General features: G+C 60.0%; 3 protein-coding genes and 2 pseudogenes. 4 read left to right on the forward strand and 1 reads right to left on the reverse strand.

Annotated elements, in window-relative coordinates; all coding sequences use genetic code 11:
• Positions 1–7: 7 nt before the first annotated feature.
• Complete coding sequence (locus tag ACQG1K_RS10680; RefSeq protein WP_319853893.1) at positions 8–751, reverse strand: DeoR/GlpR family DNA-binding transcription regulator; 744 nt, start codon at positions 749–751, stop codon at positions 8–10.
• A 756-nt stretch (positions 752–1,507) separates the two neighbouring features.
• Between ACQG1K_RS10680 and ACQG1K_RS10685 the strand changes: the two genes are divergently transcribed.
• The 4 genes and pseudogenes from ACQG1K_RS10685 to ACQG1K_RS10700 all read left to right on the forward strand — a co-directional run bounded on the left by ACQG1K_RS10685 (position 1,508) and on the right by ACQG1K_RS10700 (position 20,947).
• Complete coding sequence (locus tag ACQG1K_RS10685) at positions 1,508–2,821, forward strand: TolC family outer membrane protein (protein WP_237766869.1); 1,314 nt, start codon at positions 1,508–1,510, stop codon at positions 2,819–2,821.
• Positions 2,822–2,941: 120 nt separating this feature from the next.
• A pseudogene (locus tag ACQG1K_RS10690) lies at positions 2,942–3,286 on the forward strand (BapA/Bap/LapF family prefix-like domain-containing protein); the annotation flags it as partial.
• 81 nt (positions 3,287–3,367) lie between these two features.
• A pseudogene (locus ACQG1K_RS10695) lies at positions 3,368–4,291 on the forward strand (Ig-like domain-containing protein); the annotation flags it as partial.
• Complete coding sequence (locus tag ACQG1K_RS10700) at positions 4,283–20,947, forward strand: Ig-like domain-containing protein (protein ID WP_426760339.1); 16,665 nt, start codon at positions 4,283–4,285, stop codon at positions 20,945–20,947. The pseudogene ACQG1K_RS10695 and the gene ACQG1K_RS10700, both read left to right, overlap by 9 nt.
• The last annotated feature ends 89 nt before the right edge of the window (positions 20,948–21,036 follow it).

Below are 21,036 nucleotides of genomic sequence, written 5' to 3' on the forward strand. Positions count from 1 at the left end.
CTCCACGTTAATGCGCGCAAACGGTAACCTGCACGGCGCTATGGTCCCCGAGCTCTGCCCAGGGACGATCTAAAAACAGTTGATGAATCTGGGATAACCCTGAAACCAGATAAGGTTCGCACTGGTTGAGTTTCAGATGATCGGCGACTACCCAGTGCGCCTGGCTTGCGGCCAGCATGGCACGCTTCACCTCGGCATCCGCCTCCTGACTGGCGCTCAATCCGAGCTCGGCATGAATGGCGCATGCGCCAAGGATGGCGATATCCGCCCGGTAGCGAGAGAGCAGCGAAAGGGTGGCGCTTCCGGCAAACAGGCGCTGTTTCTGATCCCACTTTCCACCAAGCAGGATCAGATCGATATCTTCCCGATCGCTAACCTGCTGGGCGATATCAAGAGAAGGGGTGATGATGGTCAGCGGTCCCTGCAGGAAAGAGGCAACGGCCAGAAGTGTGCTTCCGGCGTCCAGAAAAAGCGTCGAGCCCGCAGGTATGCACTGCGCAACCTTTTTACCCAGCCGCTGCTTGATTTCAGGCAGTAAGGTATTCCTGCTAACTCGGTTCATCGTCGAGAGATTCAGCGCGATGGCGCCGCCATGGTTTTTTTGCGCCAATCCCTGTTTTTCCAGATCGGTCAGATCGCGACGGATGGTATCCGCCGAAACCTGCAACTTTTCTGCCAGCTCAGTGATGCTGGCCTGGCCTTGTTCAGTAATAATTTCAAGTACATATTTCTGTCTGGCGGTTTTATGCATGGGTGCAGCATCCTGCAAAATGTCGCAATACTATGCAGTTTACAGCATTTTACAGGAAAGGGAATCGTAACAGGAGGGGGATGTTGTCCAAAAACAGTTTGATAAGGTGAATATTGAATTAGCATTAATCAGTCATCAAAAACATGTATGTATCGTTTAGACCTGATGTTAACGCTATGTTTTACATAGAAATTTGGTTAAAGCTGCCGAATAAGGAGTTCGAATAAGAATATAAAACCAGATTATAAATATAAATTGGTGCTTATATCTATTAGATATTCTTTTTAAAGTAAAATAATTTAATATTAATCAGCGAATGACTTAAATTGACAGTTCTTTGAAAATCTTTGTGTCTGATTCGAGATGAAATAAACGCAAAAATGTACATCAAGGTCTTTCAGAATTTTCCTTAAATTACAGAGGGTTTATATGTTTCAGCGTAAACGCATCTAATAGCCATTTGTCCAGAAACCCCATCTTTTTTCTTATTTGTAACACCACATTAACATTACGGATGTGGTCGCTCATATCACATTTTGTTATGCTGCGAATCAATAAATATTTAAGTAAATTCTTAAAAGAAAAAAAGAGATTGTACGGCTCTCATCTCAATTGAAATGGGTGTGGGCGACTATTGGCGGAATTTATCAAACAGGAGTGGGGCAAATAGGGTGAATTATTTGTACCTCTTCCTGGTAATTATTTAGCCATCACCTGAAGTCCGGGGGTATTATAAAGATGAAATGCAATAACAGGATGCTCAGATTATCTGCTTCCCTGACCTTAATTTCACTGGTGGTGACTGCGGCTCATGCAACTAACGGTCTGGTAGGGATATCTCCCGTTGCGGCAATGACGATGAAAGAAAGTATTCTTTTCGCTCTTGACCGCGACCCGTCGGTGAGTCAGCAGGCTGCACAGCTGGGGATTGGCCAGGCACAAATAGACGAAGCGCGTAGTGGCTGGATGCCACAAATAGCCCTGAACGGGAGTACGGGTCACAGCCAGACCACCGATTCGAGCGGCTCGTTGCGAAATTCCGCAGCCTGGGGGCTGAGCCTGACGCAGCTTGTGTACGATTTTGGCAAGACCAATAACAGCATCAGCCAGTCTTCAGCTCAGCGTGACAGCTATCGCTACCAGCTGATGAGCACGATGTCTGCCGTCGCGGAAAAAACGGCCCTCAGCTATGTGGAAGTGAAACGCTACAGCGATCTGCTACAGGCGGCAACAGAGAACGTGCAGGCGCTTAAAAACGTTGAGCAGCTGGCAAAACTCCGCGCCGATGCAGGCGTAAGCTCCACCTCTGATGAGCTTCAGACCCGCACCCGTATTGCCGGAATGCAGGCGACGGTAGAGCAGTACAATGCGTCCCTGAACAGCGCCCGCGCGCGGCTGGCGGTATTGACTGGCATACAGACTGAACGCTATTCACCGGTTCCGGGAGGTCTGGCCGTGGAGCCGGATTCTCTCAATCGGATTGATTATTCACTGATCCCAACGGTGATGGCCGCGCAGAACATGGAGCGATCAGCCCAGTACGGAGTAGAAACCGCGAAGTCACAGCACTGGCCAACCTTAAGCCTGAAAGGGGGCCGCACCCGGTACGAGTCTGATAATCGCGCGTACTGGGATGATCAGATCCAGCTCAATATTGATGCACCGCTTTATCAGGGCGGCGCGGTCTCGGCGCGCGTCCGTCAGGCCGAGGGCGCAAGGGCAATGGCATCGTCTCAGGTTGATCAGGCCCGTTTTGATGTCCTGCAAAAGGCCTCCGTCGCACAGGCCGACTGGACCGGGGCGCGAGGACGAATGGAGGCCGGAAAACGTCAGCTGGAAAATGCGTTGCGCGCCCGCGACGTCTACAAAAATGAATATACCCTGAGCAAGCGCAGCATTAACGATCTGCTCAGCGTGGAGCAGGATGTCTGGTCTGCCACCTCAGCGAAAATAATGGCTGAATACGATGGCTGGAGCGCGGCGATTAATTACGCCTCCGCGGTGGATAATCTCATGCCGCTTATCGGAATAGAGAAAAACGCTGCCGCGAAATTACCTGATTTGAGTTAAAAAAGGCGCGCCTTTCTGCGCGAAATAAGTCAGACAATAATGGGTGGTTTTTCCCAGGGATAGTTACATCCCTCTGGTGGACATAACCACAGGAATACGCGCACCTGCAAGGAGAAGAATATGAGTAACGCAAAAGTTGTTGATGTTATCATTCGAAAAACGGCAGAAAAAACGAAATTAACCGGTGAAGGGAATCTCTCGGTCTCTATTTCATCGCCGAGCGTGATTGAAATTCAGGGTTCTGCTCAGGACGTGGTGCGTTATGTCCGCCAGGGGAATGACCTCCTCATTTATATGAAAGATGGCAGCGTGATCCGCTGCAATAATTATTTTGTCGAAGACACGGAAACCCATAATCATTCCGAACTGGTATTTAACGATAACCAGGAGTTGACGCATATTTCATTTGCCGATGCCGGGGAAGCATCAGGCGTTGCCGCCACCGAATTAACCGCCCAGGCTGCACCCATTAGCAGCATTGAACCTTTTCTGGAGCAGGGAAGCGTCTTAAGCGATGCGCCGTGGGGCTGGATTGCCGGAGCGGCGTTGGGAGGCGGTGCGATTGGCGCACTGCTGGCTCACGGCGGTGACGGCGAAACCAAAACAAAAGTTATTGATAATACGAAAGAAGTCGAAAGCGCCACGCCAACATTTTTGCTGACGGATAACGCGGGTGACAAGCAGGGGGTGCTGAGTGCAAAAGAGGTCACGGATGATAACACCCCAACCTTCAGCGGTACCGGGCAGCCGGGCGCGACCATTCAGGTTAAAGACAGCAGCGGCAGCACCATCGCCAGCACCATGGTCGCAAAGGACGGCACCTGGACGGTAACACTTCCGACCCAGGCGGACGGGGAACATACCTGGTCCGTCGTCCAGATCGACGGCAGTAAAACGACCTCTGCGGGCAGTATTACCGTAACCGTTTCTACAGCGGATACCAGCGTGACGCTCGCCACCACGGCGGGCGATAACGTGATCAACGCCAGCGAGCAGGCCGCTGGCTTTACGCTGTCCGGCACCAGCAAAAACCTGGCGCAGGGAACGGCGCTTACCGTCACGCTGAACGGTAAAACCTATTCCGCAGAAGTGGGGGCAAACGGCGCATGGAGCGTGAAGGTGCCTGCTGCTGACGCGCAGGCGCTGGGCGATGGTACCTGGACGGTCAACGTCAGCGGCAAAGACGCGGCGGGCAACACCGTGACCGGCAGCCAGACGATTGGCGTCGATACCGCTGCGCCAGCGATTTCTGTCGACACGATCGCCCAGGACAACATCATCAACGCGGCTGAACATAATCAGCCGCTGACGCTGACCGGAAAAACCGATGCGGAAGCGGGCCAGATTGTGACGGTCACGCTGAACGGCAAAAATCACACGGCGACCGTGGGCAGCGACGGCACCTGGTCCGTTACGCTTTCGGCCAGTGAAGTACAGGCGATGGCTAACGGCGAGCACACCCTGACGGCAAACGTCAGCGACAAAGCGGGTAACGGGGCCTCCACCACCGCCGATTTCACGGTCGATACCGCAGCGCCAGTGGTCACTATCAACACTGTCGCGGGCGACGACATTCTGAACACCAGCGAGCAGGGGCAGGCTCAGATTATTTCCGGCCAGGCGAACGGCGCGGCGGCGGGCGACGTTGTCACCGTGACCGTTGGCGGCAAGAACTTTACCGGTGTCGTCCAGGCGGACGGCAGCTGGAGCGTCGGCGTGCCAGCCTCTGTCATTGGCGCGCTGGGTGAAGGTAGCCACAGCATTTCGGTCTCCGTTACCGATGCGGCGGGCAACACCAGCAGCGCGACGCACGGCATTACGCTCAGCGGCAACCCGCCGGAATTTACCCTTGACCCCATCAGCCAGGATAACGTCCTGAATGCGCAGGAGGCCATGCAGCCCCTGAGCCTGAGCGGGACCAGTAATCTGCCGAACGGCAGCGCTGTCACCGTGACGTTGAACAACGTTAACTATCAGGCCACCGTTGAGAACGGTAGCTGGTCCGTTCAGGTGCCGGTTTCCGACGTGCTGGATCTGGCGAATACCCTTTACACCGTGAGCGTCAGCGGCACCGACAGCGTGGGTAACAGCGGCTCCGCCGAGGCGAATCTGCTGGTCGATACCGCGCTGCCGCAGGTGATCCTCAACACCTTTGCCGGGGATAACATGGTCAATAACGCCGAAGCGGCGGTTGACCAAACCCTCAGCGGACGCGTCACCGGCGCGGCGGCGGGCGATACCGTCTCTGTCACCGTGGGCGGCAAGAGCTACACCGCGACGGTTGGCAGCGACCTGAAATGGAGCGTGACCATCCCATCGGCCGACCTTCAGGCGTTTGGCGACGGCGAGTTAACCTTCAGCGCCTCTGTCACGAATGCGCACGGCAACACCGGCACCGGCGAACGTGATATCAACATCAACGCCGAACTGCCGGGCCTGCGCGTGAACACGATCTCTGGCGATGACGTGATTAACGCCATCGAGCAGCAGCAGGATCTGGCCGTGACCGGCTCCAGCACTCATCTGGCCGAAGGCACACAGATCACCGTCACCATCAATAATGTTGAATACGTCACCACGGTTAACGCCAGCGGCAGCTGGCAGATTGGCGTGCCGTCGGCGGACCTTCAGGCATGGACGGCGGGAGGCATGACCGTCAGCGTCAGTGCGGAAGATGCCTGGGGCAACACCGTGGCGGCTGAACACCCGATCGAGCTTGACCTGAACGCGGTGGCCGTCACCATCGATACCGTAACCACTGACGATATGCTCAACGCGGCGGAAAAAGGCGCGGATGTCACGCTTTCCGGTCAGACGCAGGGCGTAGAGGCCGGGCAAACCGTGGTGGTGAAATTCGCGGATCAAACCTTTACCGCACAGGTGCAGCAGGACGGCTCCTGGCGCCTGACCGTTCCGGCGAGCGCGATGGAAACGCTGATCGACGGGCGGGCGCAGGTGAGCGTCAGCGTGACTAACGTCAACGGCAACAGCGCGGACGCCTCACGCGTGGTGATTGTCGATACACAGCCGCCAGCTATTACGCTTGATAACCTGACCGACGACAACATCATTAATGCGGCAGAAGCGCAGCAGGATCTGGTGCTCAGCGGCAGCACAACCGCTGAAGCGGGCCAGACGGTCACCGTGACGCTGAACGGTAAATCTTACCAGACCACGGTCCAGGCGGACGGTCGCTGGCAGTTGAACGTGCCTGCCGCCGACGTTGGCGCGCTGACCGATGGCAATGTCACCGTCACGGCCACCGTCAGTGACGTGGCGGGCAACAGCAGCAGCGCGGACCGCGTTGGGCTGGTGGATGCCACCGTGCCGCAGGTGACCATCAACGATTTCGTCACCGACACCAACACCGTTAACCAGCTGGCCCATTCACAGGCGCAGATCCTGAGCGGCTCCGTCACCGGCGCGGCGGCGGGTGATTTGGTCATCATCACCATCAATAACGTGGACTACACCACCGTGGTGGATGCGGCGGGCAACTGGAGCCTCGGCCTGCCTGCGTCCGTCGTTCAGGGGCTGACGGACGGCACCTGGACCATTAACGTCTCCGTGACCGATCGGTCCGGCAACACCGGCAGCAGTTCAGTGGATGTGGTGGTCAATACAGTCACGCCTGTAATCGGTATTAATACGCTGGCAGCGGATGACGTGATCAATGCGGCAGAGAAGGGCGAAGATCTGCTGCTTTCCGGTACCAGCAACCAGCCGGAAGGAACCACCATCACCGTTAATCTGAACGGTATCAACTATGCAGCCACCACCGACTCCAGCGGCAACTGGAGCGTTACCGTACCCGCCTCTGCGGTGAGCGCGCTGGGTGAAGCCAATTACACCGTGACGGCGAGCGTCACCGATAATGTGGGCAACAGCGCCTCTGCCACGCACGATGTGCTGGTGGACAGCTCGCTGCCGGTTGTTACCCTCAACAACGTCGCGGGCGACAATATCGTTAACGCGGCGGAAGTGGCCGCAGGGCAAACCCTGACCGGGAAAGTATCGAACGCGGCATCGGGCGATACCGTCACCATTATCATCGGCGGGCAGACATACACGGCTACCGTACAGGACGATCTCACCTGGAGCCTGCCGTTAACCCAGAGTCAGTTAACCGCGCTCGGCAACGGCGACCTGACCGTCTCGGCCAGCGTGACGAACGCGCACGGTAATACCGGATCGTCTTCCCTGGATGTCACCATTGACGCCCAGTTGCCCGGCCTGCGCATTGATACCGTCGCCGGTGACGACGTCATTAACGTTATTGAACACGCGCAGAACCTGGTTATCTCCGGCACCAGCACCGACCTGGCGGCGGGTAGCACCGTCACCGTGAGCATCAACGGCAAAAGTTATTCCGCCTCGGTACTGGCGGACGGCACCTGGCAGGCTGCGGTTCCGGCCGCGGACGTCTCCCGGTGGGAGGACGGGTCGCTCACCATCAGCGCCAGCGCGCAGGATACCTCCGGCAACCCGGTGAACATCGGTACCGTGGTGGATGTCGATCTCGCCCCGGTGGCGATAAGCATCAACAGCGTGACGGATGACAACGTGCTGAACGCGGCAGAAAAAGGCCAGGATCTAGTGCTGTCCGGCTCCTCCTCGAACGTTGAAGCGGGCCAGACCGTTACCATTATCTTTGCGGGTAAAACCTGGGCCACGATGGTCGATGCCAACGGCGACTGGACCTGCACCGTACCGGCTGCCGAACTGAGCGGCCTGAAGGATGGCGACGCCAGTGTACAGGTTAGCGTAACCAACATGAACGGCAACGCGGCCTCTTCCTCGCAGGCATTCAGCGTCGATACCGCCGCGCCAGCGGTCACCATCAACACCATCAGCGGCGACAACATGCTAAATGCGGCAGAGGCGGCGCAGGATCTGACCCTGAGCGGGACGTCTACTGCCGAAGCAGGTCAGACGGTCACCGTGACCTTCAACGGCAATCAGTACACCGCCCAGGTGCAGGCAAACGGCAGCTGGACGCTGGATGTACCGGCGGCGGATCTGGCGGGGATCGCAGACGGTAGCGCGGCGGTCACGGCGACCGTGTCCGATAAAGCGGGCAACCCGGCCAGCGCGGGGGCGTCCGTGCTGGTCGACACTACCGTGCCGCAGATTACCTTCAACATTGTGGCGGGCGACGACATTGTTAATATTGCCGAGCACGGCCAGGCGCTGATTGTCACCGGCAAGGTGACGGGCGCGCAGGCGGGCGATGTGATTACCCTGACCCTGAACGGCAAAGACTACACCGCCATGCTGGACGGTGCCGGTAACTGGAGCGTTGGCGTTCCGGCGACGGACGTGGGCGCGCTTGCTAACGGCGATCAGACGATCTCCGCCACGCTCACCGATAAAGCGGGCAACAGCACCAGCACGACGCACGCGTTTGACGTCTCCCTGACCGCGCCGGTGATTGCCATCACTACCCTGGCGGTTGACGACGTGATCAACGCGACCGAGAAAGGTCAGGATCTGCTGGTCTCCGGCACCAGCAACCAGCCGGACGGGACCCGCATCACCGTAACCCTGAACGGTATCAGTTACGCCGCCACCACCGATGCCAGCGGTAACTGGAGCGTCACCGTTCCGGCGGCAAACGTCTCGGCACTGGGCGAAGCGAGCTACAGCGTGACGGCCAGCGTGACCGATACCGCGGGTAATAGCGCGAACACCAGCCATAGCGTGCTGGTCGACAGCGCGCTGCCGCAGGTCACCATTAATGCAGTTGCCACCGACGACGTGATTAACGCAGCGGAAGTGGCTTCCGGACAAACCCTGAGCGGGAAAGTGAGCGGCGCGGCGAGCGGTGACACTGTCACGATCGGTATCGGGGGCAACACCTATACCGCGACGGTTCAGGACGATCTGAGCTGGTCGGTTAACGTGGCATCTGACGTCTTAACCGCTATCGGTAACGGCGATCTCACCGTAACAGCGAGCGTGACCAACGGCCACGGCAACACCGGCACCGGCGAGCGCGACATCACGATTGATGCCAGCCTGCCGGGCCTGCGCGTGGATACCGTGGCAGGCGACGATGTGATCAACAGCATCGAGCATACTCAAAACCTGATTATCACCGGCTCCAGCGACGGGCTGGCGAGCGGATCGGCGCTGACGGTCACCGTCAACGGCAAAACCTACGCGGCAACCGTGCTGGCGGACGGGACATGGAGTGCAGCCATTCCGGCGGCTGACGTCGGCGCGCTGAGCGCAGGTACAGTCACCGTGACCGTTGACGGCCAGAGCGCGGCGGGTAATCCGGTTTCCATCAGCCATGACGTGAAGGTGGATCTGGCGCCGGTCGCCATCAGCATCGACGCCGTAGCTACCGACGACGTGATTAACGCAGCCGAGAAGGGTGCGGATCTGGTGCTGTCCGGCTCGACCACCAACGTGGAAGAAAACCAGACCGTTACTATCATTTTCGGCGGTAAGACCTATAGCGCGACGGTGGATGCCAGCGGCCACTGGACGGCGACCGTACCGTCTGCCGATTTGGGCGGACTGAAAGACGGCGACACCAGCGTGCAGGTCAGCGTCACCAACGTAAACGGCAACAGCGCCTCTGCGGGCCGCGAGTACAGCGTGGATGCCACCGCGCCGACGGTGTCGATTGAAATCGTCAGCGACAACAACATCATCAATGCTGCCGAAGCGCAGCAGGATCTGGTCATCAACGGCGTCTCTGACGCGGAAGCGGGCCAGACAGTGACCGTGACCCTGAACGGCGAGAATTACACCACCACCGTGCAGGCGAATGGCAGCTGGAGCGTCACCGTACCGTCTGCGGATGTCGGCGCGATTTCCGACGGCGATTACACCATCACGGCAGCCGTCCAGGATAAAGCGGGTAACCCGGCCTCGACGGATCGCGATGTGCTGGTGGATACCACGGTGCCACAGCTGACCATTAACGCCGTTTCCGACGACGACGTGATCAACAGCGCCGAGCATGCGCAGGCGCTGATTGTCACCGGTTCCGTGACCGGTGCGGCGGCGGGTGACGTGGTGACCGTCACCATCAATAACAAAGATTACACGGCGACCCTGGACGCTTCCGGCAAGTGGAACGTGGGCGTGCCTGCGGCGGACGTGAGTGCTCTGACTGCCGGGGATCACACCATCACCGCGGCGCTGACCGATAAAGCCGGAAACAGCAACAGCACAACGCACGAGGTTGAAGTCAACCTCACCGCGCCGGTGCTGACCATTGACACCGTGTCCGGTGACGATGTGATCAACAACACCGAGAAAACCCAGGATCTGACCATCACAGGTACGGCTTCCGGGCTGGCGGCGGGCGCGGTGGTGACCGTGATGCTCAACGGCAAAGCGTACAGCGCCACGGTAGCTACCAATGGCCAATGGACTACAACCGTTCCGGCGAGCGAGGTGGGGCAACTGGGTGAAGCGCTTTACACCGTGTCGGCCTCCGCGACGGACAGCGTCGGCAACAGCACCAGCACCTCGCACACCGTGAACGTGGAATCCGTTCTGCCTGGCGTCATCATCAACACCGTGGCGGGCGACGACGTGATCAACGCGGCGGAGCTGGCAACCGGCCAGACCATCAGCGGTAAGGTGGTGAATGCCGAAGCAGGCAACACCGTGACCGTGACCATTGGCGGCAACAGCTACACCGCAACGGTGCAGAGCGATCTCACCTGGTCCGTGAGCGTGCCGGAGTCGGTGCTGACCGCACTGGGCAACGGCGATTTAACCGTGTCAGCCAGTGTCACCAACGGCGTGGGCAATAGCGGAACGGGCGAGCGCGAAATCGTGATAGACGCGAATCTGCCGGGCCTGCGCGTGGATACCGTGGCGGGCGATGACGTGATTAACAGCATCGAACACGGGCAGAATCTGATTATCACGGGTTCAAGCGACGGCCTGACGGCGGGTACGGCGCTGACCGTCACCGTAAACGGTAAAACCTATGCGGCTACCGTGCTGGCAGACGGCACCTGGAGTGCGGCGATCCCTTCTGCGGACGTGAGTGCCCTTGCCGCAGGCACGGTCACCGTGACCGTTGAAGGGCAGAGCAGCGCGGGCAATCCGGTGACTATCAACCATGATGTAACGGTGGATCTGGCAAACGTCGCCATCAGCATTGACGCCATCGCTTCCGATGACGTGATCAACGCCGCCGAGAAGGGCGAAGATCTGGTGCTCTCCGGCACCACTGCGAACGTGGAGGAAAATCAAACCGTCACCATCGCCTTCGGCGGCAAGAACTACACCACCACGGTGGACGCTGAGGGTAAATGGACCGCCACGGTGCCATCTTCGGATCTGACCGGTCTGAAAGAGGGTGATGCCAGCGTGCAGGTAAGCGTCACCAACGTGAACGGCAACAGCGCCTCGGCGGGCCGCGAGTACAGCGTGGATGCTACCGCGCCGTCCGTGACCATCAACACGATTGCCACAGACGATATCCTGAACGCCACGGAAGCGCAGTCTGACCTGGCAATCTCCGGCACCAGCACCGCCGAAGCGGGCCAGACGCTTACCGTATCGCTGAACGGCAAAGATTACACCACAACCGTCAGCGCGAACGGCAGCTGGACGCTGAACGTTCCGGCGGCGGATCTGGCAGGATTAACCGACGGCAGCGTGACGGTAACTGCCTCAGTCAGCGACAAGGCGGGTAACCCGGCGTCGGTGGACCACAACCTGACGGTGGACGTCACCGTTCCGACTGTGACCATCCACACCGTGGCAGGCGACGACGTGATTAACGTGGCTGAACACAAGCAGGCACAGATTATCAGCGGTTCCGCCACCGGCGCGGCGGCGGGCGATAAGGTCACCGTCACGATCGGCGGCCAGACTTACACCACCGTGCTGGACGCGGCGGGTAACTGGAGCGTGGGCGTTCCGGCAAATGTGATTTCAGGCCTCAGCGACGGCACCGTGACCGTCACTGCGTCTGTCACCGACGCGGCGGGCAACACTGGCAGCGGCACGCATAATGTGACCGTCGATACCGGTCTGCCGTCGGTCAGCTTTAACGCCATCAGCGATGACAACGTCCTGAACGCGGTAGAAAAAGGCCAGGACCTGAGCGTCAGCGGCACCAGCGCCAACCTGGCGGAAGGCACCGTGGTGACCGTAATTCTGAACGGTAAAAACTACACGGCGAAAACTGCTGCAGACGGTACCTGGAGCCTGACCGTTCCGGCGGCGGATCTGGCCGGTCTCGGTCAGGCCAGTTACACCCTGAACGCGACCGCCACCAACGGCGTGGGCAACAGCGTGAGCAACACCGCGAACCTGCTGGTGGACACCGCGCTGCCAACCGTCACCATCAACACCGTGGCGGGCGACAACGTGATTAACGCGGCGGAAGTGGCGGCAGGTCAGACCCTGAGCGGCACCGTGGCGAATGCCGAAGCGGGCAACACCGTGACGGTGACTATCGGCGGCCACAGCTACACCGCAACGGTGCAGAACAATCTGTCCTGGTCCGTCAACGTGCCGTCTGACGTGCTGACCGCACTCGGCAACGGCAGCCTGAGCGTGACGGCAACCGTCACCAACGGCCACGGCAACACCGGGACCGGCGAGCGCGAGATCGCTATCGACGCTAACCTGCCGGGCCTGCGCGTGAATACCGTGGCGGGTGATGACGTGATCAACACCATTGAGCACGCGCAGAACCTGATTGTTTCAGGCTCCAGCGACGGGCTGGCGCCGGGCACGGCGCTGACGGTTACCGTCAACGGTAAAGATTACGCGGCAACGGTACTGGCAGACGGCACCTGGCGCGCGGCGATCCCGTCCACCGACGTGAGCGCGTGGCCGGAAGGCACCGTGAAAATCAGCGTTACCGGCGACAGCGCGGCGGGTAACCCGATCACCATCAGCCACGATGTGACCGTGGATCTGGCTACCGTTGCCATCAGCATCAATGCGCTTGCCACCGACGACGTGATTAACGCGGCGGAGAAGGGCGCGGATCTGGTGCTGTCCGGTGCGACCACCAACGTGGAAGCCGGGCAGACCGTGACCATCAGTCTGAACGGCAGGATCTACACCACCACCGTGGACGACAGCGGCAACTGGACTTACACCGTGCCGTCAGCGGATCTGGCTGGCCTGAAGGACGGCGATGCCAGCGTGCAGGTGAGCGTCACCAACGTGAACGGCAACAGCGCGTCTGCGGGCCACGAGTACAGCGTGGATGCTACCGCGCCGTCCGTGACCATCAACACGATTGCCACAGACGATATCCTCAACGCCACGGAAGCGCAGTCTGACCTGGCAATCTCCGGCACCAGCACCGCCGAAGCGGGCCAGACGCTGACCGTGTCGCTGAACGGCAAAGATTACACCACAACCGTGAGCGCGGACGGCAGCTGGACGCTGAACGTTCCGGCGGCGGATCTGGCAGGATTAACCGACGGCAGCGTGACGGTCACTGCCTCAGTCAGCGACAAGGCGGGTAACCCGGCATCGGTTGATCACACTCTGACGGTGGATGTGACCGTTCCTGGGGTGACCATCCACACCGTTGCAGGTGACGATGTGATTAACGCGGCTGAACACAATCAGGCGCAGATCGTCAGCGGCTCCGCCACCGGCGCGGCAGCGGGCGATAAGGTCACCGTCACGATCGGCGGCCAGACTTACACCACCGTGCTGGACGCGGCGGGTAACTGGAGCGTGGGCGTCCCGGCCAGCGTGATTTCAGGCCTCAGCGACGGCACCGTGACCGTCACTGCGTCTGTCACCGACGCGGCGGGCAACACCGGCAGCGGCACGCATAATGTGACCGTCGATACTGGTCTGCCGTCGGTCAGCTTCAACGCCATCAGCGATGACAACGTCCTGAACGCCGTTGAAAAAGGGCAGGACCTGAGCGTCAGCGGCACCAGCGCCAACCTGACGGAAGGCACCGTGGTGACCGTAATTCTGAACGGCAAAAACTACACGGCGACAACTGCGGCAGACGGCACCTGGAGCCTGACCGTTCCGGCGGCGGATCTGGCGAGCCTGGGCGAAGCCAACTACACCCTGAGCGCGACCGCCACCAACGGCGTGGGCAACAGCGTGAGCAATACCGCGAACCTGCTTGTCGACACCGCGCTGCCAACCGTCACCATCAACACAGTGGCGGGCGACAACGTGATTAACGCGGCGGAAGTGGCTGCGGGGCAGACCCTCAGCGGCAGGGTAACGAACGCTGAGGCGGGCAACACCGTGACGGTGACCATCGGCGGCAACAGCTACACCGCGACGGTGCAGAGCGATCTGACCTGGTCCGTGAACGTGCCTGAGTCGGTTCTGACGGCGCTGGGCAACGGCGATTTAACGGTGTCTGCGACCGTCACTAATGACCATGGCAATTCGGGAACGGGCGAGCGCGATATCACTATCGACGCCAGCCTGCCGGGGCTGCGCGTGGATACCGTGGCGGGCGATGACGTGATCAACAGCATTGAGCATGGTCAGAATCTTATCGTCACTGGCTCAAGCGACGGGCTGGCGGCGGGCACTACGCTCACCGTGACCCTGAATGGCAAGACCTATGCCGCGTCGGTACTGGCAGACGGCTCCTGGACCGCGGCGATCCCGGCGGCAGACGTGGGCGCTCTGGCCGCAGGCACGATGACCGTCACCGTAGCGGGCCAGAGCGCGGCGGGCAATCCGGTCTCCATCAGCCACGACGTCACCGTCGATCTGGCAGCCGTGGCAATCAGCATCGATGCCATCGCCACCGACGACGTGATTAATGCGGCGGAGAAAGGCGCGGATCTGGTGCTTTCCGGCAGCACATCCAATGTGGAAGAGAACCAGACCGTGACCATCACCTTTGGCGGCAAGTCTTACACCGCCAAAGTCGATGCCGACGGCAACTGGACGGCGAGCGTGCCTTCCTCGGATCTGGCGGGTCTGAAAGACGGCGACGCCAGCGTGCAGGTGAGCATCACCAACGCGCACGGCAACAGCGCTTCGGCGGGCCGCGAATACAGTGTAGATGCCACCGCGCCAACCGTGACGATTGACACGGTCGCAGGCGACAACGTGATCAACGGCAGCGAAGCGGCTGCGGGCGTGGCCATTTCCGGCACCACCACGGCGGAAGTCGGTCAGACGGTAACCGTAACCTTCGGCGGGAACAGCTACACCGCGCAGGTTCAGCAGGGCGGCGTCTGGAGCGTTAACGTGCCGGGCACAGACCTGTCCGCCCTGGCGGATAACGGCTACACCGTGCAGGTGAGCGTGAGTGACGCCGCGGGTAACCCTGGCAGCGCGGGTAAAGCGATTACGCTTGATACCACACCGCCGACCGTCAGCTTTAACGTTGTGGCGGGCGATGACGTCATCAACAGCGTGGAGCACGGGCAGGCGCAGATCGTCAGCGGCACCGCAACCGGCGCCAGCGTCGGCGATAAGCTAATTATCACCATCGGTTCGAATCAGTACACCACCACCGTTGACGCCAGTGGCAAATGGAGCGTGGGCGTTCCTGCCAGCGTGATTTCCGCACTGGCCGACGGCACCGTAACCCTCAGCGCGACTATCACCGACAGCGCAGGCAACAGCAGCACTCAGACCCATGACGTGGTGGTAAATACCGCATCGGTCGCGCTGACCGTCAACACCCTCAGCGGTGATGACGTGATCAATGCGGCAGAAGCGGGCGCGTCGCTGGTTATCAACGGTTCCAGTGCGCAGTTCGCCAGCGGTACGCAGGTCACTATCACCCTGAATGGTAAGAGCTATACGGCCACCATTCAGAGCGACGGTGCCTGGCAGACCACCGTTCCGGCCGCCGACGTGGGCGCTCTGGCCGACGGCGCGAGCTACCAGATTTCTGTTTCGGCGCAGGACAGCGCCGGGAACAGCGCCTCGGCGACGCATACCATCAGCGTGGACACCACCGCGCCGGTTATTAGCGTGAACACGTTGTCGGGCGACGACGTGCTGAATGCGGCGGAAGCCCAGCAGCCGCTCACCGTACACGGCTCTTCCAGCGCGGAAGCAGGCCAGACGGTGACCGTCACGCTGGGCGGAAAAACCTACACTGCGCTTGTCGGCAGCGATGGCACCTGGACGCTGGACGTTCCGGCGGCAGACCTGGTCGCACTGAACCAGGGTGCGCTGACGGTGACCGCCGTGGTCAACGATAAAGCCGGTAACAGCGGCCAGACGACCCATACCTTAACGGTCGATACCGTCGCACCAGCCGTCACCATCAGCACCGTGGCCGATGACGATATCGTCAACAACGCCGAGCAGCTGGCGGGGCAGACTATTAGCGGGACCACCACCGCGGAGCAGGGCCAGACGGTGACCGTCTCCTTCAACGGGCACAGCTATCAGGCGACCGTTGGAGCAGACGGTTCGTGGTCGGTCTTCGTGCCGGGCCGCGACTTCCTCGGCCTGAGCGATGGGGATTACACCATTACGGCTACGGTGAGCGATAAGGCGGGTAACCTGGGCAGCGCAACACACGACGTGACGCTGAACGGCGACGTGCCGACCATCGTCATTAACACCTTTGCCCAGGACGATATCGTCAACGCCGCCGAGCACGGCACGCCGCTAATTGTCAGCGGCACCACCGACGCGCCTGCGGGCCAGACGGTGACCATTACGCTGAACGGTAAAACCTACACGGCTACCGTTCAAAATGACGGCACCTGGAGCTATACGGTCGGCAGCGCAGACGTGACCGCGCTGGCGGACGGCGGTTCGTACGTGATCAATGCGCAGGTGAGCAACGCCATCGGCAACAGCGCCAGCGATAACCACAGCGTCACCGTGGATCTCACCGCACCGTCAATGGGGATCAGCATTGATTCCCTGCAAAACGATACCGGCCTGAGCGCGAGTGACTTCATCACCAACGATAAGCAGGTGGTGGTGAACGGTTCGCTATCGGCGCAGCTCGGCAATAACGAGAAGGCGCAGATCAGCCTCGACGGCGGCGTCACCTGGATTGACCTGACCGTGACCGGCACCACCTGGCGTTACACCGATGGCCGCACCCTGACGGACGGTACGTACCCGTACCAGGTGCGCGTCATTGATAACGCGGGCAACGTCGGGGCAACGGACAGCCAGGACGTGGTAATCGATCTGACTAAGCCTGCGGCGACGAGCATTACCGTGGATTCCGTCTCGCAGGATACCGGCCTGTCCGACAGCGACTTCATTACCAGCGACAACCAGATTAGCCTGAAAGGGACGCTCGGCGCGGCCCTGGGCAGCGGCGACCACGCGCAGATCAGCCTGGACGGTGGCGCGACCTGGACTGACGTGAGCGTCAGCGGTCTGAGCTGGACCTACGTTGATGGCCGCACGCTGGCCGACGGAGACTACAACTACCAGCTGCGGGTGATTGACGACGCGGGGAATATCAGCGCCACCACCAGCCAGGTGGTGACCATTGATACCGTCGCGCCGGACGCCAGCAAAACGATCGCTATCGACAGCATAAGCGACGATACCGGCCTGAGCAGCAGCGACTTTATCACCAATGATACCTCCCTGACGCTGCACGGCTCGCTCGGCGCAACGCTGGCCGACGGCGAATATGCCCAGATTAGCATCGACGGCGGAGTCAGCTGGCAGAACGTGATCGTCACCGGCAACAGTTGGTACTACGTGGACGGCCGCACGCTGGGTAACCAGACCTATGACTACTACGTTCGCGTAGTGGATGCGGCGGGCAACGTGGGTGCCAGCGCTCATCAGCAGGTGATGGTCGATACGGTCGCGCCGGATGCGGCGATTACGGTGACCGTGGATAACATCACCGTCGATACCGGCTTCGACAATAACGACTTCCTGACCAGTTCGACCTCGTACACGCTCAACGGGACGCTCGGGGCCGAACTCGGGGCGGGTGAGTATGTGCAGGTGAGCATGGATGGCGGCACTACCTGGGTTTACGCCACGGTAAGCGGCACCCGGTGGAGTTATAACGACGCGCGCACCCTGGCCGACGGCGACTACCGCTATCAAGTGCGGGTTGTCGATCAGGCGGGCAACGTCGGGGCCACCACCACGCAGGACGTGACGGTGGATACCCAGGCGCCGCAGTACGGCATCACCATTGACAGCATCAGCGAAGATACCGGGCAGTCCGGGAGTGATTTCATCACCATGGACACCTCGCTGACGATCAACGGCTCGTTGGGCAGCGCGCTGGCCAGCGACGAGCGCGTACAGATCAGCCTCGACGGCGGCAATACCTGGATTGACACTGCCGTCACTAACCAGCGCTGGAGCTATACGGATACCCGCGATCTGGCGGACGGGGATTACACCTGGCAGGTGCGGATCATCGACCAGGCGGGCAACGTTGGCTCAACCTCTTCGCAGGTGGTAACGGTTGATACCACGCCGCCTGAAACGGTGGGAACGGTGGTCAGCTATACCGACGGGGAAGGTGAACGTACGGGCACGTACGGCGCATCAGTCGCGACAGACGATACCTCACCGCTGATCAACGGTACGCTTAACCGTGCTCCGGAAGACGGCGAAATCGTGCAGCTTTACCGGGACGGGATCTTGCTGGGTCAGGTCACAATGAACGGCAGCGCAAGCTGGTCCTATCAGGACAACGGCCTGCTCGACGGGAATCACACTTACATTCTGCGCGTCACCGACAAAGCCGGTAACTACACGGAATCGGATGGCTTTGTGCTGAACGTCGATACCAGCATCCCGACCACCACGGCGGCGATTACTGCCCAGACCACCTCGGATACCACGCCGATTGTCAGCGGTACGGTCTCCGCAGACCTGGTAAACGGTGAATATCTGGTGGTGACGGTGAACGGGAAAACCTACACCTCCCAGACCGGCGGCGCGGTGGTAGTCGACCCGGATCACAATACCTGGTATCTGCAGATCCCGGACAGCGATGCCCTGAGCGTGGCGAACTACGACGTAACCGCGCAGGTGAAGAGTAGCGCGGGCAACGGTAACACCACTGGTACGGCAACCGGCAGCCTGGTGATCGATACCACCTCGGTGAATACCGACTGGGCGACCACTGCGGGTAACCTGAATAACTCGACCATGACCGTCGGCACGAACAGCAGCGGCCTGTGGAATATCATTGCTAACGGCCAGTCTTACTCCAGCAGCGATAGCTCGACCTATGCCGGCAATACGCTGAGCAACACCCGTGGCTCTTACGTGGTGAGTCAAACCGCCGCCGACTTTGACCGTAACGGCACCCAGGATATTTTCGCAACTGAGAACACCTACGCGGGTTCTACGCAGGTGATGTGGACCTACGATGGCAGCAGTTACACCGCCAGCCAGCTGGCAATGGGGACCACCATCTGGTACGGCGGCGTAATTGCCTACGATAAAACCGGGGATGGCTATCTGGATCTGGCCTACGGAGATGCCGGTATGGACTCCCTGACCTACCTGGTTAATACCAACGGCGTTCTGTCGCCGGACGGCACCGGCGGGGAAGGTGGATTCTACGGCCAGTTCGATTCCGGACGTGAAATCTCCGGCGTCGACCTGAACAACGACGGCACCGTGGACATCGTGCAGCACACCAACCGCAGCGGGGCGTACTCGCTCACCGTGATAAACAACAACGGGAACGGTACGCTCTCCATTGGCCAGAACCTGACCAACGTGTTTGTGGCCAACGCCTCGAATACCACCACGGCGGCGTCCATGACGTGGGCGGACTTTAACGGCGATGGCTACATGGACCTGTACCTGGGCAGCAGCTACAACAACAACGGCGGGGTGATTTACTACAACGACGGTACCGGGCAGCTATCCACCACCAGGAGCGCGGTGGAAGCCTCTAACGCCACGGCGGGCTATTTGTCGGTGGCGGTGGACTGGAACGGCGATGGGCAGATGGACATCATCAAGCTCAGCACCTACGGCGGCTCGCAGACGGCAACCTTGTTCACCAACAACGGCTACGGCTCAACCTGGACTTCAAGCCAGCTGGCGTCAGGGCTTGCTAACGTCACCGGCGTCGCCGCGGTGGACTACAACTGGGATGGTGCGCAGGATCTGCTGGTGTCTCAGCAGAATGGCAAGGTGGTGCTGGTGCAAAACAGCAAAACCATTGCTGACGGTACCGCGATGCATCTGCACATTGTCGATAGCGAGGGCATCAACGCCTACTACGGCAACACGGTCAATCTGTACAACGCCGCGGGCGTACTGGTGGCCTCGCAGATCATCAACGCCCAGTCCGGCATTGGCTCGAATGATACCTCTGCGCTGGTAAGTTTCTACGGGCTGGATCCGAACGAAACCTACTCGGCGGAGATCGTGAAGATCACCAACGGCGTGTCGGATAACGTCACCTGGACCGGCCTGGACGCGAGCAACGGCAAAGAGGGTTATGTTCTCACCGCCGAAGCGGCCACCGGCGGCCACAGCGGAACCATTACCGGAACCGGGTATAACGACACCTTTATCGCAGAGGATGGGATCTATACCTATAACGGCTCCGGCGGCTGGAATACCCATTCCGACTACGACACCTGGAGCAATACCGGCGGCATGGACGTGGTGGATTACCGCAATGCCACCTCTGGGATAACTGTTGATTTGCGCCTCTCTACGGCGCAGGACACCGGGTTCGGTACCACACGGTTGTTGAATATTGAAGGGATTAACGGCTCCGACCATGACGACGTGATCACCGGCAACAGCGGTGATAACCAGTTCGAAGGCCGCGGCGGTAACGACACCTTCAACATCGGCAGCGGCGGTCAGGACACGCTGCTCTATAAGCTGATCAACGCGTCTGACGCGACGGGCGGCAACGGTAGCGATGTGGTGAACGGCTTTACCGTCGGTACCTGGGAAGGGACGGCAGACACGGACCGCATCGATCTGCGCGACCTGCTTTCCGACAGCGGCTATACCGGCACCGGCTCGGCGAGCTACGTGAACGGCGTGGCGACGCTGGACAGTAGCGCGGGCAACATTGCTGACTACATCCGCGTGGTGCAGAACGGCAGCAACACCGAGATCCAGGTTGACCTCGACGGGACGGGCGGCCAGTTCTCGCCAACCACCCTGGTGACGCTGAACGGCGTGCAGACGGATCTGGCGACGCTGCTGGCAAATCATCAACTGTTAATTGCGTAAAACAACGCCGCGGGGAGCGATCCTCGCGGCTTTTTGCGTTTCTTTACATTAATAGCCATAACCCTCTATTTCACAAGATTATTTTGCGG

It is taken from the genome of Enterobacter cloacae complex sp. 402C9 (assembly GCF_050030745.1).
Taxonomy (GTDB): domain Bacteria; phylum Pseudomonadota; class Gammaproteobacteria; order Enterobacterales; family Enterobacteriaceae; genus Enterobacter; species Enterobacter intestinihominis.

Coding starts and splice junctions, on each gene's coding strand:
- ACQG1K_RS10680 (WP_319853893.1), bottom strand. CDS start 751: ATGCATAAAACCGCCAGACAGAAATATGTACTTGAAATTATTACTGAA.
- ACQG1K_RS10685 (WP_237766869.1), top strand. CDS start 1,508: ATGCTCAGATTATCTGCTTCCCTGACCTTAATTTCACTGGTGGTGACT.